The 22627-nt window shown below is 71.8% G+C and carries 19 protein-coding genes; 9 read left to right on the forward strand and 10 right to left on the reverse strand.

What is annotated here, in order from left to right:
- Positions 1 to 10 precede the first annotated feature (10 nt).
- Both B7W94_RS10890 and B7W94_RS10895 read right to left on the reverse strand, forming a co-directional pair.
- A complete protein-coding gene (locus B7W94_RS10890) occupies positions 11 to 1375 on the reverse strand; it encodes a polysialyltransferase family glycosyltransferase (protein ID WP_085606417.1) in 1365 nt (454 codons plus the stop codon).
- Complete coding sequence (locus B7W94_RS10895) at positions 1372 to 2385, reverse strand: glycosyltransferase family 2 protein (protein WP_085606419.1); 1014 nt, start codon at positions 2383 to 2385, stop codon at positions 1372 to 1374. Before B7W94_RS10895 ends, B7W94_RS10890 begins: the two co-directional genes overlap by 4 nt.
- Positions 2386 to 2722: 337 nt before the next feature.
- Between B7W94_RS10895 and B7W94_RS10900 the strand changes: the two genes are divergently transcribed.
- Entirely contained in the window at positions 2723 to 3649 is a 927-nt protein-coding gene (locus B7W94_RS10900; protein WP_085606421.1) for a hypothetical protein, read from the forward strand.
- Between the two features lie 9 nt (positions 3650 to 3658).
- Positions 3659 to 3949 carry a DUF4229 domain-containing protein gene (locus B7W94_RS10905; protein WP_085606423.1) on the forward strand — a complete coding sequence of 97 codons (291 nt, stop codon included), beginning with the start codon at positions 3659 to 3661 and terminating at the stop codon, positions 3947 to 3949.
- Positions 3950 to 4183: 234 nt separating this feature from the next.
- On the opposite strand, the gene B7W94_RS10910 is transcribed toward B7W94_RS10905, so the two are convergent.
- The 3 genes from B7W94_RS10910 to B7W94_RS10920 are packed head-to-tail and all read right to left on the reverse strand — an operon-like array spanning position 4184 to position 5853.
- Complete coding sequence (locus B7W94_RS10910) at positions 4184 to 5152, reverse strand: 1,4-dihydroxy-2-naphthoate polyprenyltransferase (RefSeq protein ID WP_085606425.1); 969 nt, start codon at positions 5150 to 5152, stop codon at positions 4184 to 4186.
- A 36-nt stretch (positions 5153 to 5188) separates the two neighbouring features.
- On the reverse strand, positions 5189 to 5479 hold the full coding sequence (locus B7W94_RS10915) for a DUF4287 domain-containing protein (protein ID WP_062765313.1): 291 nt from the start codon (positions 5477 to 5479) through the stop codon (positions 5189 to 5191).
- 14 nt (positions 5480 to 5493) lie between these two features.
- Positions 5494 to 5853 (reverse strand): cupin domain-containing protein, encoded by a 360-nt coding sequence (locus tag B7W94_RS10920; RefSeq protein ID WP_060922392.1) that lies wholly within the window; start codon positions 5851 to 5853, stop codon positions 5494 to 5496.
- Between the two features lie 45 nt (positions 5854 to 5898).
- Here B7W94_RS10920 and B7W94_RS10925 point away from each other — a divergent pair, with 45 nt between their 5' ends.
- Positions 5899 to 6924, forward strand: a complete 1026-nt coding sequence (locus B7W94_RS10925) for an ArsR/SmtB family transcription factor (protein ID WP_062765317.1) — start codon at positions 5899 to 5901, stop codon at positions 6922 to 6924.
- Between the two features lie 7 nt (positions 6925 to 6931).
- Here the strand turns inward: B7W94_RS10925 and B7W94_RS10930 are convergent, their stop codons facing one another.
- The gene (locus B7W94_RS10930) at positions 6932 to 7390 is read right to left on the reverse strand and encodes an Lrp/AsnC family transcriptional regulator (RefSeq protein ID WP_062765321.1); all 459 of its coding nucleotides are present in this window, start codon (positions 7388 to 7390) and stop codon (positions 6932 to 6934) included.
- A 72-nt stretch (positions 7391 to 7462) separates the two neighbouring features.
- On the opposite strand from B7W94_RS10930, the gene B7W94_RS10935 reads away from it, so the two are divergent.
- On the forward strand, positions 7463 to 8914 hold the full coding sequence (locus B7W94_RS10935) for a DUF6421 family protein (protein ID WP_085606427.1): 1452 nt from the start codon (positions 7463 to 7465) through the stop codon (positions 8912 to 8914).
- A 102-nt stretch (positions 8915 to 9016) separates the two neighbouring features.
- Complete coding sequence (locus tag B7W94_RS10940; protein WP_085606430.1) at positions 9017 to 9676, forward strand: SDR family NAD(P)-dependent oxidoreductase; 660 nt, start codon at positions 9017 to 9019, stop codon at positions 9674 to 9676.
- 36 nt (positions 9677 to 9712) lie between these two features.
- On the opposite strand, the gene B7W94_RS10945 is transcribed toward B7W94_RS10940, so the two are convergent.
- Positions 9713 to 11146, reverse strand: coding sequence for an MFS transporter (locus B7W94_RS10945; protein WP_085606432.1), 1434 nt, complete (start codon positions 11144 to 11146; stop codon positions 9713 to 9715).
- Positions 11147 to 11206: 60 nt separating this feature from the next.
- Here B7W94_RS10945 and B7W94_RS10950 point away from each other — a divergent pair, with 60 nt between their 5' ends.
- On the forward strand, positions 11207 to 12274 hold the full coding sequence (locus B7W94_RS10950) for a threonine aldolase family protein (protein ID WP_085606434.1): 1068 nt from the start codon (positions 11207 to 11209) through the stop codon (positions 12272 to 12274).
- A 112-nt stretch (positions 12275 to 12386) separates the two neighbouring features.
- Here the strand turns inward: B7W94_RS10950 and B7W94_RS10955 are convergent, their stop codons facing one another.
- Both B7W94_RS10955 and B7W94_RS10960 read right to left on the reverse strand, forming a co-directional pair.
- Positions 12387 to 14162: a sunset domain-containing protein gene (locus tag B7W94_RS10955; RefSeq protein WP_085606436.1), complete on the reverse strand. Its 1776-nt coding sequence runs from the start codon at positions 14160 to 14162 to the stop codon at positions 12387 to 12389.
- Positions 14163 to 14372: 210 nt separating this feature from the next.
- A complete protein-coding gene (locus B7W94_RS10960; protein WP_025102462.1) occupies positions 14373 to 14978 on the reverse strand; it encodes a DUF4916 domain-containing protein in 606 nt (201 codons plus the stop codon).
- A 65-nt stretch (positions 14979 to 15043) separates the two neighbouring features.
- On the opposite strand from B7W94_RS10960, the gene B7W94_RS10965 reads away from it, so the two are divergent.
- Positions 15044 to 15724 carry an alpha/beta hydrolase gene (locus B7W94_RS10965; protein ID WP_085606438.1) on the forward strand — a complete coding sequence of 227 codons (681 nt, stop codon included), beginning with the start codon at positions 15044 to 15046 and terminating at the stop codon, positions 15722 to 15724.
- Here B7W94_RS10965 and B7W94_RS10970 read toward each other — a convergent pair.
- Positions 15697 to 15966, reverse strand: a complete 270-nt coding sequence (locus B7W94_RS10970; protein ID WP_085606440.1) for a hypothetical protein — start codon at positions 15964 to 15966, stop codon at positions 15697 to 15699. The genes B7W94_RS10965 and B7W94_RS10970 overlap by 28 nt on opposite strands.
- Positions 15967 to 16247: 281 nt before the next feature.
- Here B7W94_RS10970 and B7W94_RS10975 point away from each other — a divergent pair, with 281 nt between their 5' ends.
- Positions 16248 to 17876: an ABC-F family ATP-binding cassette domain-containing protein gene (locus B7W94_RS10975; protein ID WP_085606442.1), complete on the forward strand. Its 1629-nt coding sequence runs from the start codon at positions 16248 to 16250 to the stop codon at positions 17874 to 17876.
- Between the two features lie 150 nt (positions 17877 to 18026).
- A complete protein-coding gene (locus tag B7W94_RS10980; protein WP_085606444.1) occupies positions 18027 to 22610 on the forward strand; it encodes an ATP-dependent helicase in 4584 nt (1527 codons plus the stop codon).
- Positions 22611 to 22627: the final 17 nt, after the last annotated feature.

Here is a 22627-nt window from a genome sequence, read left to right on the forward strand (position 1 = left end):
TCGCGTCTCCTCATCGTCCCCGGATCTCCCGCCAGGCTCGGCCCGCGCGGCGGCGGGCGCCGACAGCCGTGAGCCGCCATTCCTCGATCCGACCCACGCCTCCGCGCGGACGCAGCAGGCCGCGCGCGCCGCGCGGTGCCGAGCCCCCGGGAAGGGCGAGCGCCGCCAACCGGTCGGGAGCGAAGTAGCGGCGACGTTCCTCCTCGTCGAGGCCGTCGAGCAACTGCTCGGCCCGGACGCGGAGGTGACCCGCGATCTCCGGCTGCATCATGTAGCCCACCGCGTCGACGAGGAGCTGCAGCCGACCCGAGTCGGCGTAGGGCGAGGGGGTCCGGGTGAGCGCATCGACGATCGTCAGCGGGATGCGGTTGCTGTTCTCCACCGGGGCGAGGGTGCAGAGCAGTTCCGTCGTGCCCGCGGCACCGATCGTCCGCCCGAACAGGGTACGGACCGTGGGCAGAGCCGTCGAGAAGGTCGCCACGACGGCGCGTGCGTCGAGGCGTTCCGCCAGGAGTTCGGCAGGCAGGCGGCCGCGATCCTCCACGAACCCCAGTCCGCGACTCTCGGCATGCGCGCGCACGGCGTGGGCGAGCTGCGGCGGTGCCGCGGGATGGGGCTTGAAGACGATGCGCTCCGCGTGCTCTTCCACCGCCCGGTCGACCAGGCGCTGTTGGAGCGCGATCTCCTCAGCCGCGGTCATGAGGCCGAGAGCTGCGAGGTACTGTCCGAGCACGAGAACGGTCGTCGGCCCTGCGCCAGGGAGGCCCTCTGAGGATTCGCCCGTCTCGCGCAGAGCGGCGGCGAAGGACTCGGGAGGTACCGGGACAGGCACCGCGTGCGGAGAGCCCGCCAGCGGACGGACGCCGGGCACCACGTCGGCGTACACGACGCGCTCGATGCGTGCCGCAACCGCGTGCGGCAGCCGGACCCGCATCGGCGCATACGTCATGAGGCCGTCGCCGACGATGGTCACCCGGGCCTCCGGAAACATCGAGAGGAGGGTGCGGGCCGGCGCGACCTGGGGGCTCTGCACGACCAGCTCGACCTTGCGAGGGTCGAACCGCCATGCGCGCGCGAGAAGCCGGCCCAAGACCGGGAGGTCAGCATCTGTCGGCTCCCACGCGCTCGGATGCAGGGGACCGAGCACGTCGGCCAGTGCCTCCACCCGATGGAAGCGGCCGAAGAGGGAGCGCAGCGCAGGATCTTCGGCGATGCCGACGACCGTCTCCGGGACGCGCGACGAGGTGAACGGCACGAGCACCCGCTCGCCCGTCCGACCGCCGCCGTCGGCGCCTTCGTCGAGAAGGCCGGCGTCGATCGCCGCGGCCGCGGTCGCGAGTCCGTAGGCGCTGTGCAGGGCGAAGAGGCGGCTCATCCGGAGTGACCTCCGCGGCGCAGGCTGCGCGCCAGCACCCGCCGACGTGGACCGTCGAGCCGGGCGAGCACCCCGGCGACCTCCGCGGCCGGGAGGTCCTGCAACAGCAGCCGGATCCGCCGGCGCATCTCCCTCCGCACGGGCGGCGACATGCGCCGTGAGCGCACCAGGTGATGCGCGCTGAGGGCGAGCGCGGTCCAGACGGCCTTCGGAAGGAAGCGGTCGGCCTCGCGGTCCGCCCGGACGAGGTCGAGCACCTGGGTCAGCGCCGGGGCGAAGTCGAGCTGGCGGCGGTCGTGCACCTGAGTGAGCGAGTTCTCGACGCCGCGTCGGTAGAGCAGCGCCGGGGCGTCCACCACGGCGAACGAGGCGGCCTCCAGATGCAGGCGCCAGACCCACGGACGATCCTCGGCCGTGAAGAGGCCGGAGGGGAACGCGGCCAGCCCGCGGTCGAGCAGGCCGCGGTGCAGCAGTCCCGCCCAGGCGAACGGGTAGTCCACCATGCTCGGCTCATCGACCGGGAGTATCGCCTCCCGGGGCGGCACGACCCGATCCCGCCACGGATACGGAGCACGGACGAGCGCGCGCCGCATCCCGGAGACGGTCACATGATCCGTCCGGAGGAAGTCGCAGCGGAGCTCCCGCAGACGCGCGGCGAGGACCGCGAGGCGCTGCGGTTGCATCCAGTCGTCGCCATCGACGAAGCAGAACGCCTCACCCTCCACATGCGCGAGCCCCTGGTTGCGTGCCGAAGCGAGCCCGCGCGGTTCCGGATTACGAAGCACCTCAGCGCGCGGGAACCGGCCCGCGTAGTGCTCCAGGAGCGCGCCGGTGTCGTCTCGCGAGCCGTCGTCTATCGCCACGAGCTTGAGGGCGGCCGGATTATCGAACTGCCGGGTGAGCGTCTCCAGCGTGGTGCCGATGTACGGCCCGGCGTCCTTGGCAGGCAGGATGACGGTGACGAGGGGCGTGCGCACGGAGCTCCCGAGATGGACGGTAAGGCTCGTCATCGTGACAGGCGACGGTGGCCGGAGAGCGACCGCGGGGTGAACGTCCGGTGACGGCGCGAGGCGGACGCTGAGGTGTGGCCCGCACCCGAACGAGCCACACCCCCAGTGCGTTGCACTGCCGGATGCGAGCATCCGGTGAACCGCCACCGTGAGGCGACGGCCACCTCGCGGCGGTACTGGCCCCCACCAGCGGACCGCGAGGAGTCGTCGAGCGCGACTCCATGAAGATCAGCACTCAACACGTAACACGATACAACTGTCTGTTCGATCGTGCGAATCGACCTAGGTCAATCCGTGAAAATTCGCATGCGGTCTCCGGATCGGCGACGATGGACGGATGCGGTGGCCGTGGAACACGATGTGGCGTCCGATGCGTCGGCGTCGCCGGCGCGGCGGCATCGAGCTGCGCTGGCTCACCGCCCGCTCCTGGACGCAGCGCTGGTACCCCCAGGGGATCGACGTCGGCGAGCGCCGCGGACGGCGCGCCCTCGCAGTGAGCTGGTTCCGCCAGGATGCTTCAGGGCGCCACCTCGCCTCGCGGGTCGTGCTCGTGGACCGCGAGCGCGCCCGCCGCATCGACATCGTGCTGGCGGTCGCCGACGACGACGGCGTCCTGCAGCCCGCGCCCATCCATGCGGGCGGTCTCGCCTGGTTCGGCGATCGTCTGTTCGCGGCGGCGACAGGTCAGGGCATCTGGGAGTTCGACCTGGGTGCGCTCCGACGCGTGCACGGCACGGAGGCGCAGCGGATCCGCGGAGGCACCAGCCGCCGGGACCGGCGGACGACGGTCGTCGCGGTGCGGACGCGACGCCACCCGGTCGCCCTGCGGTGCTCCTTCCTCGGTCGGGTGTTCGACGCGGACGGGACGCCGCTCCCCCGCGTGCTCATCGGCGAGTACCGGGGTCAGGAGACCGGGGCTATCGGCGAGTTCACGATCCCCGACGGCACCGACGACGGCTTCGTCGAACACGAGCGGTTCACTCCCGGCATCCGGCACATGCAGGGGGCCGTGCGGTGGGGCGACCGCTACTTCGTGTCGCAGTCCGACCACCTGCGCCCCGGGGTGCTGTGGTCGGGACCTCGCCAAGCCCTCACCCGACACCCGGTGGCCCTGCCGGTCGGCTGCGAGGATCTGGCCCTCGACCCGGATGACGAGCTGCTGTGGACCCTGGGGGAACATCCGTGGCGACGCATCGTGCGGGGCATCCCGTTCGCGCGCGTCGGACTCCGGCGTCACAGCGGGAGCACGGAGCGGCGAACGTAGACTGAACGGGTGAAGAAGCCCGCCCCCCTCCTCGTCTACACCGTGCTGCGCCTGCTGGCGTTCCTCGTCCCGCTGGCCATCCTGTGGTTCTTCTTCCCGATCTTCCGCGAGTTCTGGTGGCTGGCGGCGATCTTCGCGGCCCTCATCGGCGCGAGCATCTCGATGCTGTTCCTCCGCACCCCGCTCTCCGACGCGTCCGCCCGCCTGCATGAGCGTCGGCAGGGCAAGGTCTCCGGGCAGCAGGCCGATGCCGACGCGGAGGACGAACTCGTCGACGGCACCCCCGACGACCGCCCCTGACGCAGGCCCGCCGTACACAGCTTCGGAGATTCGAGGCAGGTCTCATTGTTGGACCGGGTCTCAAAACTCTCGGCTGACCCATAGGTTCGACCGGCATCTCGGGCCCTGCGCCCGGGTCGCCGGGCACGACTTCGGAGCGACCGCACGACACGCCGAGGACAGGCCCGAGACGACGGCATGTCGGTCGCGAGCTCCGAAGCTGTGCCCGGCGAGGCGCGGGAGACGGCGAGCAGGTCAGCCGACGAAGGCCCAGAACAGGGCGCCGGCGTAGAGCAGCGAGGTGAGCGACGTCAGGGCGAGGGCGATGACCAGCTCCCGCGGCTGCCGGTAGGTCCAGACGATCACGATCGCGGGGAGGCCGGCGAGAAGGGCGAGCAGCGAGATCCAGGCGATCGGGAACAGCAACGCGAGGAACACGGCGATGCCGAACGGCACGAGCACGAAGAGCGTGAAGAGGACCTGTGTGGCGCGGCGGCCGATGAGGACCGCCAGCGTGCGTTTGCCGACCTCGCGGTCCTGATCGATGTCGCGGAGGTTGTTGGCCAGCAGCACGGCGCAGGCGAACAGTCCGGCGGCGATCGCCCCCAGCCAGGCCTGCTGCGGGAGCATGAAGACCTGCACCCAGGTGGTGCCGAGAGTGGCGACGAGCCCGAAGAACACGAAGACGAAGACCTCGCCGAGGCCGTAGTACCCGTAGGGCCTCTTGCCCCCGGTGTAGAACCAGGCGGCGACGATGCAGGCCGCACCCACGGCGAGCATCCACCACTGCCCGGTCCGCACGACGATCGCGATACCGACCACCGCGGCGAGCGCGAAGAACACGAGTCCGATGACGAGCACCGTGCGCGGCTTCACCCGCCCGGAGGCCGTGAGCCGCGCCGGGCCGACCCGGTGGGCGTCGGTGCCGCGGATCCCGTCGCTGTAGTCGTTGGTGAAGTTCACGCCGATCTGCAGCAGGACCGCGACGGCGAGGCACGCGAGCGCGATCACCCAGTGGAACTCCGGCCCGGTGCTGCGCGCGGCTCCCGTGCCGATGACGACGGGGGCGATCGCCAGGGGCAGCGTGCGCAGACGAGCCGCGCCGATCCAGTCGCCGATCGTCACGGGACCCGCCTCGACGACCGGCCGCTTGGCCGGGTTGCCGCTGGTGCGCGGCGGGGTGCGCCGACCGGACTTCTTCTTGCGCTGGGAGGATGCTGCCACCCACGGAATCCTAGTCGTCGCGGCGAGGCGGCGAACTCAGCGGTGCGGGTTGCTGTCCTTGCCGTCGAGCCAGAGCTCGTCGGTCTTGTCGGCGTGCGCCCCGGTCGTGCCGACGTGCTTGTCGCTGATCTTCGGCCCCTTGAGGATGACGTGGACCATCGCCTGCGCGTGGCCGTGGCCGAGGCCGTACTCCTGCTTGAGCCAGTTCAGGACGACGGTGGACTTCGTGCTCTCGTCGAACCCCTGCTCCTGCGCGAGGGCGATGAACTGCCGCGGCGTGAGGCCGGTCTGGGTCTCGACCTTGTCGAGGTACGCCTGGAAGGACATGGTGGTCTCCGCTCTCAGTCCTCGTCGAGGAACGTCTGGATGATCGTGTCGGACGCGTGGATGCACAGGATCCGGAGGAGCCCGGTCCCCGCGTTGGTGAAACCGTGTGGCGTGAAGGCGGGCGCGGTGGCGGTGTCTCCGGCTCGCGCGACGAGGACGTCGTCGCCGATCCGGATCCGCACCGTGCCCTCGAGCACGATCCAGGTCTCAGAGTAGGGGTGCCAGTGCAGCCCCGGCCCTTCTCCGGGCTGGTTCTCGACGAAGAAGTAGGAGACGGCGGCTCCGTGGTCGGCGCCGACGAATCGGCGGCTGCGCCCTGTGCCGATGCGGATCGCACCGCTCGGGACGAGGGGAGGAACGTGGATCTCGGTCATGACCCCAGTGTCGACAGCAGGCGTCGCACCTCCTAGAGTTTCGACGTGGATCGAAACTCCGCGCCGGTCGAGGGCGTCGACCACCCGGATCACCGGGTCGAGTTCCACCTGAGTGCCGGCGACATCCAGGCGGTGCGGTTCGGCATCTCCCCCGGGCACGAACTGGCGCATGCGGTGCGCGTGCTCCTCCGCCCGGCGGCGCACCCCCTGCAGTGGGGGTGGCTCCGCACCGCGCGGGAGGGGCTGCCTCGCGACGCCTTCGCGCTCCTGGCGACGGTGATCGGCGACGACGGCTACCTCCCGGACTTCCTCACCAGCACGCCGCGCGGCGACCTGACCCCCGAGGCGGAACTCACCGCCCTGCGGAAGGCGGCACTCGACCCGCTGCGGGTCGACCTCGGCAAGCGGATCCAGCGCTCGACGGGTGCACAGCGTCAGGCCCTGCGCGACCTGTCCGCCCGGCCGGCGCGCGCCCGTGCGATGATCGCCGATGCCTGGGAGGAGGTCTGGGAGGCCGCGTTGGCACCGGCCTGGCCTCAGCTGGAGCGCCTCCTCCGGGCCGACATCGCCGTTCGCGCCCGGGCGATCGCGACGACCGGCATCGCCGGGATGGCCGGAGCCCTCCATCCCCAGGTCTCGTGGGGCGCGGGCGCGGTGCGGGTCTCGCTCCGCCGCCACAGCGAGGACGTGGACTGCCGCGGCAGCGGTCTGGTGCTGGTGCCCTCCGTCCTCTCGTCCTGGGGCTGCCTGGTGCTCACCGAGCCGCCGGCGCAGCCGACGCTGTTCTATCCCGCCCGTGGCGTGACCGCGGGGTGGGCACGGGACACCACCGAGACCGTGGCCGCCCTGGGCGCCCTGCTCGGCCCGGCGCGCGCCGGCATCCTCCTCACCGCGGGGACGCCCCGCACGACCTCGGAGGTGGCCGCCGATGCGGGGCTCGCGCTGTCGACGGCGTCACACCATCTCACCGTGCTGCGGGACGCCGGACTCGTGGTGAGCGAGCGGGAGGGCTCCCGCATGCAGCACGTGCGCACCCCCTTGGGCGAGGCGCTCGTCGGCGCGCTGCTCTGACGCCGCCCTACTCGGTGGTCGAGACCGGGATGATGGGCCGGTGCTCGTAGTAGGTCTGCAGGACCACGGTCGTGCGGGTGCTCACGTTCGCCGCGAGCCGGACGTCGCGGACGAGCTGCTCCAGGTCGCGCGGCGTCGGCACCCGGACGAAGAGCATGTAGCTCGCGTCGCCGGCGATGGAGTGGCAGGCCTCGATCGCGTCGAGGTGCTCCAAAAGCTCGGGGGCGTTGTCGGGCTGGGCCGGATCGAGCGGGGTGATCTCGATGAAGGCGGACAACGGAGTGCCCGCCTGCTCGGGATCGAGGATCGCGCGGTAGCCGGTGATGACGCCGCGGGTCTCGAGCCGCCGCAGCCGGGACTGCACCGCCGACACCGACAGCCCGACGGCGTCGGAGAGCTGCGACAGCGTCGCCCGCCCGTCGCGGGAGATGGTCGCCAGGATCGCACGGTCGACAGAATCATCCATGGCTGTAAGATTATCGTCAGGATTCCGTTATCACCGGAATCTTTCCGTTTTTCACTGCGATCGGAGGTTCCGATGTCCCTCGTTTCCGCCAACAGTTCCGCTGTTCAGGCCGTCGTCGGCGAACCCGAGGTCGTCGAGGATGCGTCGATCGCGGAGAACTCCGCCGCCTGGGCACAGCTCAAGCAGGCCGCGATCGCCATCCGTGAGCTGCAGATCAAGGACGGCTCGATCCCTGGCGCTTCGACGAGCTCAGCGACCCAGGACCAGGCGACCGCCCTCGTCGGGCAGATCACCGCCGCGATCCGGGCACTCGCGCCCGCCTTCCCGCACGACGCGGACTACCTCGCCGCCTCCGTCGCCGACTTCGAGCGCTGGGCGTCCGAGGGCTTCGGCGTGCCCGACTTCCTCGACTCGCTCGTGGCGTTCCAGCCGCAGCAGCACCGCATCGACGGGATCCGCCACCTCGTGGTCTTCCCGATGTACACGCAGAACGGCTCCAGCGACCGCCTGGTCGAGGCGCTCATCGTCGCGACCATCTGGCCGGAGTTCATCGCCGCACTCGAGGCCGGCGACTACGGCAACAAGCTCTTCGTCTCGCTGCGCCTCGTCGACTTCACGCCCGGCTACGACACGAATTCCGCGGTGCTCTTCCCGGAGACCGTCGCCATGCGCGAGATCCCGACCTTCACGTGGGGCGCGATCTTCCAGGACCGTGAGGCCGCCCGCTACCGCCGCGTGGTCCGTGCGGCCTCGGAGATCACCAACCTCGACCTCCCCGAGCGTGCGGCGGCGATGCTGGAGGATCAGGAGGTCGCCGAGAAGACCTTCGTGATGTGGGACATCATCCACGACCGCACCCACATGCGCGGAGACCTGCCGTTCGACCCGTTCATGATCAAGCAGCGGATGCCGTTCTTCCTCTACTCGCTGGAGGAGATGCGCTGCGACATGACGGCGTTCCGCGAGTCGGTGAAGATCGAGCGAGCGCTGGATGCCCGGGTCGCCGCGGGCGAGGAGCTCACGGAGACCGAGCGGGAGATGCACGAGTACGCGCACCTCGTGCAGTACGCCGTGATCTTCGACCGCATCTTCCGCTTCGCCATCACCGGCACGCGCGTGCGCAACTACGACGCGGTCGGCGGTCAGCTCCTGTTCGCGTGGCTGCACCAGCGCGGCGTGCTGCACTGGACCGACACGGCGCTCGCCTTCGACTGGGAGAACGTGCCGGACGCCGTGGTGGCCCTCGGGGACGCGATCGACGACCTGTACTGGCACTCGATCGACCGCCCCAAGGTCGCGCACTGGCTCGCCGCGTACGAGCTGGTCCGCGGCACGCTGACCCCGCATCCTGCCTCACAGTGGGCGCGCGGCCTGTCGGACGAGATCCTCGCCGGGGCCCCGAAGGGCTACACCGACGCGGTCCTGGACGACGAGTTCCCGTTGTCGATGTTCTTCGAGACCCTCGACAAGAAGATGAAGCCGGTCATCGAGTCGACGGTCGGCATCCGCGGTACGGACGACTGATCCGCACCGCTCCGTTGTGACGCTGGGGCGCACCCCCTCTGCGGCCGGAGACCCGGATCCCGGGTCCGGCCGCAGAGGTATCTCCGACCGAGAGGACACCGCATGACGACGCCGACGAGCCAGGGAGCACGGGGCCGCGTGGTCGTGCTGGCGGGGGCGACGAGCGCGGCGGGACTCGCGGCGACGCGAGCACTGCGCGATGCCGGTGCCCGGGTGATCGCCACCGGCCGCACGGACGAGCGGCTGCGTCCGCTGGCCGAGGCGGGGGCGGAGACCGAGGTCGCCGATGCGACATCCCTCGCCGAGATGACGGCGCTCGCCGATCGGCTCGAGACGGTCGATGCGGCCGTGCCCCTCGTGGGCGGCTGGCGGGGTGGCGGCGGACTCGCCGGGCAGACAGACGACGACTTCGCGGCGCTGCTGCCGGCGCTGGAGGCGGTGCGGGCGACGAGCCGCGCCTTCGACGGCCCCCTCCGCGCCTCCGCCGCCGGACGATTCGCGATCGTGTCGTCGACCGCCGTCGCACGCCCCCTCGCCGGCGGAGCGAACTATGCAGCGGTCAAGGCGGCGAGCGAAGCGTGGACCCGCGCCGTCGCTCAGGGGTACGCCAAGGCGGCGCGCGAGGGCGACGAACCGCTGCGGACCGCTGCCGTCGTGTTCCGCGCCAAGGCCCTCGATCCCGAGGCTCTCGCGGCCCGTCTCGTCGGGCTCTGGGACACCGACGCCGCGGACCTCAACGACCGGGTGCTCGACCTGGGCTGAAACCCGCTCCTCGGACCGCCACCGGGGCTCGGATCGTCACCGGGACTCGGGCGGTATGCCGGGGACGATCGGCGGGGCGTCGCGGAACGTGTCCGGTTCGCCGGTCGCTTCGTGTGCACCGTCGGCAGCCGGTTCGGGAGCCTCGTCGGGAGCTGAATCCGGGGCGGTCGCGTACAACTCGGTGAGCGTGCGATACGACCGGGTGAAGAAGGCCAGGGTCGCGGCGACCACCATGATCAGACCCGCGAAGAGGCAGATGAGTGCGATGCCGCGCGCCTCACCTTCCCCGAGGAGCCACCCCCACTGCCGCTGCCCCTGCGCGCTGTCCATGTACGGGATCACGAGGAACTCGGCGATCGGGGCGATGAGGAACGCGGTGATCGGGGCCGCCGCCGCCTCCATCGCGGCCGCGGTGCCGAACACCCGTCCCTGGCGCGCGAACGGGACGACCTTCTGGATCACGGTCTGCTCCGCGGCCTCGACGGGCGGCACGAGCGCCATGTACACCCACATGCCGAGGACGTACAGCGGCCACCATTCGCGCAGCATGAAGATCGCCCCGAGGAGTCCCATCGCGATCACGATGAGCAGCATCGTGCGCACGGGCTTCCTGCCGAGGCCGAACTTGGCCACCAGTCCCCCGCCGATCAGGAATCCGGTCGACGCGAAGGCCAGGGCGAACCCCCACATCTGCGCGTCGAAGAGCGTGAGCCCGTACGGATCCATGAGCGCCATGTAGACGCCGCCGATGAGGTTGTTGAAGGTCGAGAAGACGATGAGCGCGAACAGTCCGGGAGCTTGGCGGATCGCCTGGACGCTGCCGCGGAAGTCGACGGCGCTCTTCGCCTCCGGGTCGACCTCGGGCTCGGACTCCGGGATCCGGATGAACAGCAGGTGCGCGAAGGTGAGGGCCATCGCCGCGATCGCGATCCCCAGGGTCCACCCCATGCCGAGGAAGCCGATGGAGAGGCCGGAGAAGACGCTCGTGACGAGGAAGGCGAGCCCCTGCACCGTGCCGACGAGACCGTTGGCGTTGGCGCGCTTCTCCTCCGGCACCAGCAGCGTCACCGTGGTGGACAGCGCGATGTTGCGGAGCTGCTCGATCACCCCGCCGAACAGGATGACGCCGGAGAACAGCCAGAACCACGGTCCGCCGAGGTCGAGCAGGGAGGCCTCGGGCTGCCAGAGGTAGAGAACGCCCGCGACGAGGAACGCCGCCGCCGAGATGACGCTCGACAGGAGCATGACGCGGTGCTTGCGATGACGGTCGACGATGGTGCCGAACACCATCGCGAAGAACGCGACGAACAGCATGTAGGCACCGCCGATGATGCCCGTGGCCAGCACCGACCGGGTCTCGATGTAGACCCAGAAGGTGAGGGCGAACCACAGGAAGCTCGTCGTGACGTTGGCGATCAACGTGTTGACGAGGACGTTCGCGAAAGCGGTCTTCGCCGCGCTGCGTTCCATGGGTTCGAGGGTAGAGCGGGCCTCGGACATCCGGTAGGGGAAGGCGATTAGGCTTGTCCGGTGAGCATCCCGCACGACCCCGCCATCCGGGGCTTCGCCAGTGACAACTACTCCGGCATCCACCCCGAGGTCCTGGCGGCCCTCGCGGCCGCGAACGGAGGCCATCAGGTGGCCTACGGCGAGGACGCCTACACCGCCCGCCTGCAGGAGGTGTTCCAGGCGCACTTCGGCGACACCGCCGCCGCGTACCCCGTGTTCAACGGCACCGGGGCGAACGTCACCGGTCTGCAGTCGATGCTGCCGCGCTGGGGTGCCGTGATCGCGGCCTCGACCGCGCACATCAACGTCGACGAGGGCGGAGCGCCGGAGAAGATCGGCGGCTTCAAGCTCCTCACCGTCCCCACCGACGACGGCAAGCTCACCCCCGAGCTCATCGACCGCGAGGCGTGGGGCTGGGGCGACGAGCACCGCGCGCAGCCGCTCGTGGTGTCGATCGCGCAGTCCACCGAGCTCGGCACTCTGTACACCGCGGAGGAGATCCGCACGATCGCGGATCACGTCCACGCGCGCGGCATGAAGCTGCACGTCGACGGTGCGCGCCTGTCGAACGCGGCCGCCGCCCTCGATCTGCCGCTGCGGGCGTTCACGACCGACGCCGGGGTGGACGTGCTGACCTTCGGCGGCACGAAGAACGGCGCCATGCTCGGCGAGGCCATCGTCGTGCTGAACCCGGACGCCGCCGTGGGCCTCAACTACGCGCGCAAGTTCAACATGCAGCTCTCGTCGAAGATGCGCTTCGTCTCGGCGCAGCTCATCGCCCTGCTCGACGGCGACCTGTGGCTGCGGAACGCCCGGCACGCCAATGCCATGGCGGCCCGGCTCCGCGCGCGGATCGAGGACGGCCTCGCCGACGGATCGATCGTCGGGGTGGAGTTCACGCAGCCGACGCAGGCGAACGGCGTGTTCGCGACCCTGCCCGAGGGCGTCGCCGATCAGCTCCGCGACGTGTTCCGCTTCTACGACTGGGACGCCGCCCGCCGCGAGGTGCGCTGGATGTGCGGCTTCGACACCGAGGAGTCCGACGTCGACGCCTTCGTCGACGCCCTCGCCCGCCTCACCCGCCCCTGACCCCGCTCCGCCCCCTGATCGCCGAGACCCCTGGTTCGCGTCGAGACCCCGGGGTATCCGTGGGTCTATACCGGGGTGTGGGCGGGAAGCCGGGGTCTCGGCGGAGGGACGGCTACCGCTTCGACTTGCGGTAACCGGCCTTGACGGCGGCGCTCTCCGTGGAGAAGCACACCTCGGGCTTGGTCTTCGCGTAGTACGCCCCGCTCCGCACGTGGTAGATCATCGACTGCGCGTTGCCCTTGATGGGAGCCCAGGCGGGGCAGTTCCACGTGGAGACCGGCGTGGTGCGAGCGGGATACGTCACGGCGGCGGTCTGCGCGGAGGTGCGCGCGGCCGTGACGTAGCCGCTCTTCGTCCCGGTGACCTTGACCGTGATCCTCGACTTCACCATGGCCGCCGTGACGACCAGCGTGGAGCCGGTCGCCCGCGCGATCGCGCGACCGTTCAGGTACCACTGGTAGCTCAGCCGCGTGCCGCCGGTCCACGTCGACGCGACCGCCGTGAGACGGGAGCCCACGATCGCGGAGCCGGTGATCCGGGGCGTCGGCGCGGAGAGGATCCCCTTAACGGCGGCCGTCGGCTTCGAGCGCTTCGATGCTGCGGCGTACCCCGACTTGGTCCCGGAGACGACGACCGTCACCGGCTTCAGCGCCGCGGAGGACGGGATCTTGAAGGAGGTCCCGGTCGCTCGGGCGACGGCCACGCCGTCGACGTACCACTGGTAGGTCAACCGCGTCCCCGCCGTCCACGTCCCGGTCTTGACCTTGAGCGTCTGTCCGACCGTGGCGGTGCCGGTGATCGCGGGGGTCGGCGCGGTCAGCACCCGCAGCACGGCCGACGTCGCCGCCGACGCGACGGTCGCCGACGCGAAGGCCGCCTTCTTCCCGGTCACGCGCACCGTGATGCGGGCTCCGGCGTGCGCGGTGGTGAGGGTGAGCGACGACGCGGTGGCCTTCGAGATCGCGACGCCGTTCGCGTACCACTGGTATCCGAGCGCGGCGCCCGACGTCCACGCCCCCGGCGCCGCACGGAGCGTCTGCCCGACCGTCGCCGTCCCGTTGATCGTGGGAACGGAGGTCTCCATCCGGTGCAGCGGCTCGAGCGCGGCGACGACTCCGGACTGCGTGGCCCCGGCGGCGAGCGTGATGGTCCGCGCCTTCTCGAAACGAGGAGCATCGTCCCACCACTCCGAGACCGCTCCCGCAGCTCCCGAGACGAAGGCCACGCGGTACGCGCCCGCGGGCAGTCCGCCGACGGCGAAGGTGCCGGCGTCGGTCACGGGGACGGCGGCACCCACCACGGTCCCCGCCCCCGAGACCGGGTAGACGGCGACGACGACGCGCTGCCCGGTGATGTCGGTCCCCTTCGGCGCGGTCACGCTTCCGGAGATCAGGGCCGAGCGCTCGAGCTGCACGTCGCGGACGACGCCCTCGGTCCCGACCGCCAGGACCTCGCCGCTCTGCGGACCGCCCTGGTCGAAGACGGCGCGCCCCTCGGACACCACACCGAGGACGACGTCGCCCTGCGGCACGCGCAGGGAGTACGAGCCGTCGGTGACGGCAGCGGCCGCGACGGGGACGCCGGCGCCGGGAGCGTAGGCCGCGACGAAGGTGCGGCCCCGCGAGACGTCGACGCCGGTCGGGAACGTGACGCGACCGGAGACGGTGGCGGTGCTCTCGGGGTCGGCCTGGCCGGGAGACGCGGCGACGTCCGCAGCCGCGGCGACCGCGGTGGGGAGCGCTTCCGCGACGCCGGGGAAGGCCGGGTCGAGCGCGGTCGTGGCCGCGGTCGCGGGTGTCGCGACGAAGACCAGACCGGAGGCGAGGAGGGCGGCGGCGACCGTGACGGCCAGCGCACGGAGACGGCGGAGCGGAGCGGCGAACGCCATGGGCATCCTTCGGGACGGACGCGGTCATCGACCGCGCGGATCAGGGCGTTCTGAGCAGATCACCTCCGTCATGAATACCGGTTCCTCCGCTCCGAAGACAAGCTTTCATCTTCCGCCGAGGCCCCCGGTTCTCGCCGAGACCCCGCCTTCAGCGCGCGGCGACACCGGGGTCTCGACGCGAACCCGGGGCCTCGGGGAGAAGAACGAGCGTCAGCGGAGGAGGCCGAGGCTGGCGAGCGCGTGGCGGATGAGGGTGCCGCGGCCGCCCTCCATCTCGGCGGCGACGGCGTCGGAGGCGGCGGCCTCCGGGGAGAACCACGTCACCTCGAGGGCGTCCTGGCGCGGCTCGCACGTCCCGGTCACGGGCACCACGAAGGCGAGGGAGACGGCGTGCTGACGGTCGTCGTGATACGCGCTCACCCCCGGGATCGGGAAGTACTCGGCCACCGTGAACGGCAGCGGCTGCGGCGGCAGGAGCGGAAAGGCCATCGGCCCGAGGTCGTTCTCGACGTGGCGGAACAACGCGTCGCGGATCGTCTCGCCGAAGCGCACGCGGCCCGACACGATCGTGCGTGTGATCTCGCCGAGCGGGGTGGACCGCAACAGCACGCCGATCTCGGTGACCTGACCGGAGCCGTCCGTGCGCACCGGGATCGCCTCGACGTAGAGCATCGGAAGGTGACGTCGCGCCTCTTCCAGCTCGACGTCGCTCAGCCAGCCGGGGTTCGCATCCGGCACCGGCGGGTTCGCATCGCGGAACGAACCGAGGCCCTCGTCTTCGGGCTCCGGCTCCGGATCGGGTGTGCGCACCGCCATGCCTCCTTTCTACCAGCCGTCCTCGTCGATGGCAGCACCGGCGCGAGCCCTGGCAGGATGACGGTGTGGCCGAGAACCTGACGATCGACGATGCGGCGACGCGCTGGTCGCACACCGACCGCGCCGGGCTCCCGCTGCTCGTGCTGCTGCACGGGTACGGCGCCGACGAGCACGACCTCTTCGGCATCGTCCCGTATCTCCCCGCCGGCGTCGCCGTGGCCTCGGTCGCCGCACCACTGACCCCGCCGTGGCCGACCCCCGGTCGCTCCTGGTACCCGATCGAGGGGCTCGACGGACGCAGCTCCGCCGCCGTCACCCTCGCGGCGGAGGCGTTCCTGCGCTGGCTCGACGACGCCGCGCCGGACGCGCCGTCGGTGGCGCTGCTCGGGTTCTCCCAGGGCGCCGCGGTGTCACTCCAGGCCCTGCGGCTGGCCCCCGAACGGTTCGGCGCGATCGTCGCGCTGAGCGGCTACGCCGCCCCGGACGCCCTCCCCGGCGATGCGCACCTCGCGGAGGTCAGCCCCCCGGTGTTCTGGGGCCGCGGTTCCCACGACGACGTCATCCCCGCGCCGCTGATCGCCCACACGGCGCAATGGCTCCCCACGCACACGTCCCTGTCCGGTCGCGTCTACAGCGGACTGACCCACAGCATCTCCGAGGAGGAGCTCGGCGACGTGCACCGGTTCCTCACGACCTGGGTCGAGGGGATCGGCGCGGATCAGGCGGACGGGTCCCGGCCGTCCTGAGCGCCGTCAGCGGAGTCCGGGTCATCGACATCGCCCTCCGCCGCGTCTCCCCTGCCGCCCGCGGAACCGCGGAACGCCACGGACAGGGCGACGCCGATCGCGAGACCGATCCCGATGCCGAGGATCCAGTTGTCCAGCGCCATCCCCATGGAGACACCGATGGCCATGCCCACCGCGAGACCGATTCCGAGGCCCGTCCGTGCGCGCATCTCGTCGGGACTGGGGTTCCGATCGTCTGCCATGCCTCCACGGTACGAGCCGTCGCGCGGCCCCGCATCCCCCGCGCGACGGAGCGGCGACACGCCCGGGAGTTGCGCGGCGCGACACGCCCGGGTATCGTCGTGGCGTCCTGTCCGCCGTGTCTGGAAGTCCTTTGATCTGAATCGTCGCCTCCGCGCCCCTCTTCTCGCGCGCTGACCCGACGATCGCCGACTCCCCGGCAGACGCCCTCCTCCGCTTCCGTGACTCGACGGTCCGAAGGGCTCGGTGTCAGTGCACCCTCGCACTCGACAGGAGACACCCCATGTCACAGCCCTCTTCCCCGCACGCCGCCGTCGTCCTCGACCGCCTCTCCCTCACCTGGCCCGACGGCACGGTCGCCCTCGACGGCGTGTCCGGAGCCTTCGGCGCCGGGCGCACGGGACTCGTCGGCCGCAACGGCGCCGGCAAGTCCACGCTGCTCCGGCTGATCGCCGGGGAGCTCGCCCCCACCTCCGGAACGCTCACCACCTCGGGCGAGGTCGCCTTCCTCCCCCAGCAGCTCACCCTCGACGTGGACCGTCGGGTGTCCGACCTCCTCGGGGTGACGGCCGCCCTCGATGCCGTGCGGGCCATCACCGCCGGTGACGTCGACCCCGCGCACTTCGACGCGGTCGGCGACGACTGGGACATCGAGGCGCGGGCGGAGGCCTCCCTCGCGGAGGCTGGGCTCGCCCCCGCGTTCCTCGACCGCACGGTCGGTGAGTTGTCCGGAGGGGAGGCCGTGCTCGTCGCGATCGCCGGCATCCGGCTGCGGCGGGCTCCCATCACCCTCCTCGACGAGCCGACGAACAACCTCGACCGCGACGCCAGGGCGGCCCTCGCCGCGATGGTGCAGTCGTGGAAGGGCACGCTCATCGTCGTGAGCCACGACCTCGCTCTGCTCGAGCTCATGGACGACACCGCCGAGCTGTACGGACGGAACCTCTCCGTGTTCGGCGGCCCCTACTCCGAGTGGCGCGCCTGGCTGGACGCGGAGCAGGACGCGGCGAAGCAGGCCGAGGTCGCCGCCGCCCAGGTGCTCCGCAAGGAGAAGCGGCAGCGGATCGAGGCCGAGGTCAAGCTCGCCCACCGGGCCCGGACCGCCAAGAAGGCCGAGGTCGAGAAGCGCGTCCCGAAGATCGTCGCGCACGGTCGGAAGATGGCCGCCGAGGTGTCCGCGGGGAGGCTGCGCACCGAGGTCGGCGCGAAGGAGGACGCGGCCCGCGCGGCACACGATGCCGCGGGGCGACGGGTCCGCTCCGACGCCTCGATGAAGATCGAGCTGCCGGACCCCGACGTGTCGCGGAGCCGGCGGATCGCCGAGCTCGGCGGACCGGAGCGGTCGTGGGTGATCCAGGGTCCCGAGCGCGTGGCCCTCATCGGCCGCAACGGCGCCGGCAAGACGACGCTGCTGGAGCGGTTGGTCTCCGGCGCCGCGCCCGACTCCGGAGACGAGGCGTCGGAACGACCGGAACTGCGGGCGGAGGCGCTCACCGACCGGATCGGCTACCTGCCGCAGCGGGTGGACGGTCTCGACGAGGGCCTGTCCGTGTTCGAGAACGTGGCCGCCGCGGCACCCCAGGTCCCGGAGAAGGAGCTCCGCAACCGGCTCGCCCGGTTCCTCATCCGGGGCGGGACGACCGACCGCCCAGTGTCGGCGCTCTCGGGCGGGGAGAGGTTCCGGGTCGCCCTGGCCCGGCTGCTCCTCACGGATCCGGCTCCGCACCTCGTCGTCCTCGACGAGCCGACGAACAACCTCGACCTCGACACGGTCGACCAGCTCGTCGAGGCGCTGCGGGCGTACCGCGGGGCGGTGCTCGTCGTGAGTCACGACGACGCCTTCCTCGCCCGGCTCGACCTCGACCTCACTCTGGAGATCGATGCCGACGGCGGGTTGCGGGAGGTCGGGTGACATCTTCCGTCGTTCCGTCTGCACGACCCGGGTCCGCCCGCACGACCGGAACCGTGGTTCCGTCGTGCGGGCGGAACGAGGTCGTGCGGGTGGGGCAGCCGGGTGTCAAGGTCCGGGCCGGATGTCGGTGGGGTCGGGAATGATGGAGGCATGAGCGACGTGCTCGACCGCTTCACCCCGGCCACACAGGACTGGTTCCGGGGTGCCTTCACCGCACCCACGCCGGCACAGGCGGGGGCGTGGGAGGCGATCTCCGCCGGCAAGCACGCCCTCGTCGTCGCTCCGACGGGCTCCGGCAAGACCCTGTCGGCGTTCCTCTGGGCGATCGACAGCGTGTTCCGCGAGCGTGCCGACCTCCCGGAGGAGCCGAAGAAGGACGGGTCCCGCACGCGGATCCTGTACATCTCCCCGCTCAAGGCCCTCGGCGTGGACGTGGAGCGCAACCTGCGCTCGCCCCTCATCGGCATCGGGCAGTCCGCGCGGCGACTCGGTCTCACCGCCCCCGGCATCACGGTGGGCGTCCGCTCCGGTGACACCACGTCGAGCGATCGCCGCAAGCTCGTGTCCGATCCGCCCGACATCCTCATCACGACGCCAGAGTCGCTGTACCTCATGCTCACGAGCCGGGCCAGCGACACCCTGCGCGACGTGCACACGATCATCATCGACGAGGTGCACGCGGTCGCCGCCACCAAGCGCGGCGCGCACCTCGCGGTGAGCCTGGAGCGCCTCGACGCCCTCCGCCGGTCCCACGGGGCGGAGACCGCGGCGCAGCGCATCGGCCTCTCGGCGACCGTCCGCCCGATCGACGAGGTGGCGCGGTTCCTCGGCGGCGCCGACCCGGTCGAGATCGTCGCTCCCCCGGCATCGAAGACCTTCGACCTCGGCGTCGTCGTGCCGATGGACGACATGACCAACCCGCCTCCCCCGCCCGGGGCGCCGCCGGAGGCCCCGGGGATCGATGCGGAATACACCGAGGTCACCGGCTCGGTGTGGCCGCACGTCGAGGAGGCGATCGTCGACCGCATCCTCCAGAACAACTCGACCATCGTCTTCGCGAACTCCCGCCGCCTCGCCGAACGGCTGACCGGACGGTTGAACGAGATCTATGCGGAGCGGATCGGGGTCGCTCTTCCGGAGCCGACCGTGCCCGCCGCGATGATGGCACAGGCGGGGTCGACCGCCGGCGCCGATCCCGTGCTCGCCAAGGCTCACCACGGCTCGGTGTCGAAAGAGCAGCGCGCGCAGGTCGAGGAGGAGCTGAAGTCGGGGGTGCTCCGCTGCGTGGTCGCCACGAGCAGCCTGGAGCTCGGCATCGACATGGGTGCCGTCGACCTCGTGATCCAGGTCGAGGCACCGCCGTCCGCGGCCTCCGGGCTCCAGCGCGTGGGTCGGGCCGGACACCAGGTGGGAGAAATCAGCCGGGCGGCCCTGTTCCCCAAGCACCGCGGCGACGTGCTGCACACCGCGATCGTGACGGAGCGGATGCTCGCGGGGAAGATCGAGGCCATCCAGGTGCCGCGGAACCCGCTCGACATCCTCGCCCAGCAGACCGTCGCGGCCAGCGCCCTCGGAGCGATCAGCGTCGAGGAGTGGTTCGAGACCGTCCGCCGTTCCGCCCCGTTCCAGTCGCTCCCCCGCTCCGCGTACGAGGCCACGCTCGACCTGCTGGCCGGCCGCTTCCCTTCCGACGAGTTCGCCGAGCTGCGCCCGCGCCTGGTCTGGGATCGCGACGCCGGCACGCTCACGGGCCGCCCGGGGGCACAGCGGATCGCGGTCACCAGCGGCGGCACCATCCCCGACCGGGGGCTGTTCGGCGTCTTCGTGGCCGGCGAGTCCACGGGCGCCCGAGTGGGCGAGCTCGACGAGGAGATGGTCTACGAGTCCCGCGTCGGCGACGTCTTCACCCTGGGCACCACGAGCTGGCGCATCGCCGAGATCACCCACGACCGGGTCAACGTCATCCCCGCCTACGGCCAGCCCGGCAAGGTGCCGTTCTGGCACGGCGACGGCATCGGCCGCCCGTTCGAGCTGGGCGAGGCGCTCGGGGCGTTCTCCCGCGAGGTGTCCGCCGCGAAGCCGGAGAAGGCGGAGCAGCGGCTCATCGCGGCCGGACTCGACGAACAGGCGCGCGCCAACCTCCTCGCGCATCTCTCCGAGCAGCGGGAGGCCACGGGCACCCTGCCGACGGACCGTACGCTCACCGTGGAGCGCGGACACGACGAGGTCGGCGACTGGCGGGTCATCCTGCATTCCCCGTACGGCATGAAGGTGCATGCGCCCTGGGCGCTCGCCATCAATGCGCGCGTGCGGGAGCGTCTCGGCGTCGAGGGCTCCGCGGTGGCGAGCGACGACGGCATCATCGTGCGCATCCCCGACGCCGAGTCCGAGCCGCCCGGTGCGGAGCTCTTCGTGTTCGATCCGGACGAGCTGGAGCAGCTCGTCACGCAGGAGGTCGGCGGCTCGGCGCTGTTCGCCTCGCGGTTCCGCGAGTGCGCCGCGCGGGCGCTGCTCATGCCCCGCACGAACCCCAACCGCCGCACGCCGCTCTGGCAGCAGCGCCAGCGCTCGGCCCAGCTCCTCGAGGTCGCCCGCCGGCATCCCACCTTCCCCGTGATCCTGGAGACCCTGCGCGAGGTGCTTCAGGACGTCTACGACCTGCCGTCGCTGCGGAAGCTCGCGACCAGCATCGCCGACCGCCGCATCCGCCTCGTCGAGACCCAGCCGGGGCAGCCGTCGCCGTTCGCGCGCGACCTCCTCTTCGGCTACGTCGGCGCGTTCATGTACGAGGGCGACTCGCCGCTGGCCGAGCGCCGAGCGGCCGCCCTGTCCGTCGATCCCGCACTGCTGGGCGAGCTGCTGGGCACGGTCGAGCTGCGCGAGCTCCTCGACCCTGACGTCATCGCGCAGTTCGAGCGCGAGGCCCAGCGCCTCGACCCGGAGCGTCGGGCGCGCGGCCTGGAGGGCGTCGCCGACCTGCTCCGGCTGCTCGGCCCGCTCGACGCCGACGAGGTGGCGGCACGCCTCGATCCGGAGAGCACCGGCGGAGCGACCGCAGCGACGCTGCTCGACGACCTCGTGACCGCGCGGCGGGCCATCCCCGTCACGATCGCCGGGGTGGCCAGGGTCGCCGCGATCGAGGACGCCGGACGCCTGCGCGACGCGCTCGGCGCGGCCCTGCCGACCGGCATCCCCGTGGCCTTCCTCGAGCCGCTGGCGGATCCCCTCGGCGACCTCGTGGCCCGTCACGCCCGCACCCACGGCCCGTTCACTACCGCGTCCGTCGCCGAGCGCTTCGGTCTCGGCACCGCGGTCGCCCGGCACACCCTGCAACGCCTGGAGACGAACGGCCGCCTCACGAGCGGGTACTTCCTCCCCACCGCAGCCGGCAGCGGCGACGACATCGAGTGGTGCGACACCGAGGTGCTGCGGCGGCTGCGCATGCGGTCGCTCGCGGCGATCCGCGGGTCCGTCGAGCCGGTCTCCCCGGAGGCCTATGCGCGGTTCCTGCCGGACTGGCAGCATCTCGGTCGACCCCTGGAGGGCATCGACGGCGTGCTCACGGTGATCGAGCAGTTCGCCGGCGTCCCGATCCCCGCCAGCGCCTGGGAGTCGCTCGTCCTGCCGTCGCGGGTGCGCGACTACACCCCGGCGATGCTCGACGAGCTCACCGCCGCAGGCGAGGTGATCTGGTCGGGACACGGCACGCTCCCCGGGCGCGACGGATGGGTCTCGCTGCACCCGGCCGATCTCGCCCCGTTCACCCTCCCCGATCCGGACGCGGAGATCGCCGCGGAGTCGCTGGAGGCGCGCCTCCTCGCGGCCCTCGCGGCGGGCGGCGCCTACTTCGCCGCGCAGCTCAAGGAGATGACCGGCGCCGAGAACGAGCAGTCGGTGCTGGAGGCCCTGTGGTCGCTGACGTGGTCCGGGCACGTCACCAACGACACGTTCGCGCCGATCCGCTCGCTGCTGACCGGGGGCTCCCAGGCCCACAAGGTCAAGCGCCGCGCCCCGCGTGCGCGCACCTATCGCGGCATGTCGCTCACGCGCACCGCTCCGCGCCCGACCTCCATCGGCGGTCGCTGGTCGCTGCTCCCCGAGGTCGAGACCGATCCGGCGCGGCGCGCGACCGTCACCGCCGGACTGCTCCTCGACCGCTACGGGGTGGTCACCCGCGGGGCCGTGCAGTCGGAGGGCGTCCCCGGCGGATTCGCCCAGGCGTACCGCGTGCTGGCCGGGTTCGAGGAGGCGGGGCACTGCCGCCGCGGCTACGTGATCGAGAAGCTCGGCGCCGCGCAGTTCGCCGCCTCCGCCACGGTCGACCGTCTCCGCACGTACGCCGGTCTCGCCGATCCGCCGCCACGGAAGGCCGTCACCCTGGCGGCCACCGACCCGGCGAACCCGTACGGCGCGGCGCTCGGGTGGCCGAAGCTCGAGGGCGTGTCGCATCGACCCGGCCGCAAGGCCGGGGGCCTCGTGGTGCTCGTCGACGGCGCCCTCGTGCTGTCACTCGAGCGCGGCGGACGGACCGTGCTGTGCTTCACGGACGACGAGGAGGTGCTGCAGGCCGCCGCCGCCGACCTCGCGACGACGGCCAGGGACCGCCGCCTCGACACCCTCACCGTCGAGAAGGTGAACGGCGAGGGGGTCTACGGCACGATCCTCGGGCGGGCTCTGCAGGAGGCGGGCTTCGTGCAGACGCCGCGCGGCTTCACGCTCCGCAAGGCCGTCTGACCCGGCCTCACCACGAC

Origin of the sequence: Microbacterium sp. LEMMJ01, from assembly GCF_002114135.1 — a bacterium.
Taxonomy (GTDB): domain Bacteria; phylum Actinomycetota; class Actinomycetes; order Actinomycetales; family Microbacteriaceae; genus Microbacterium.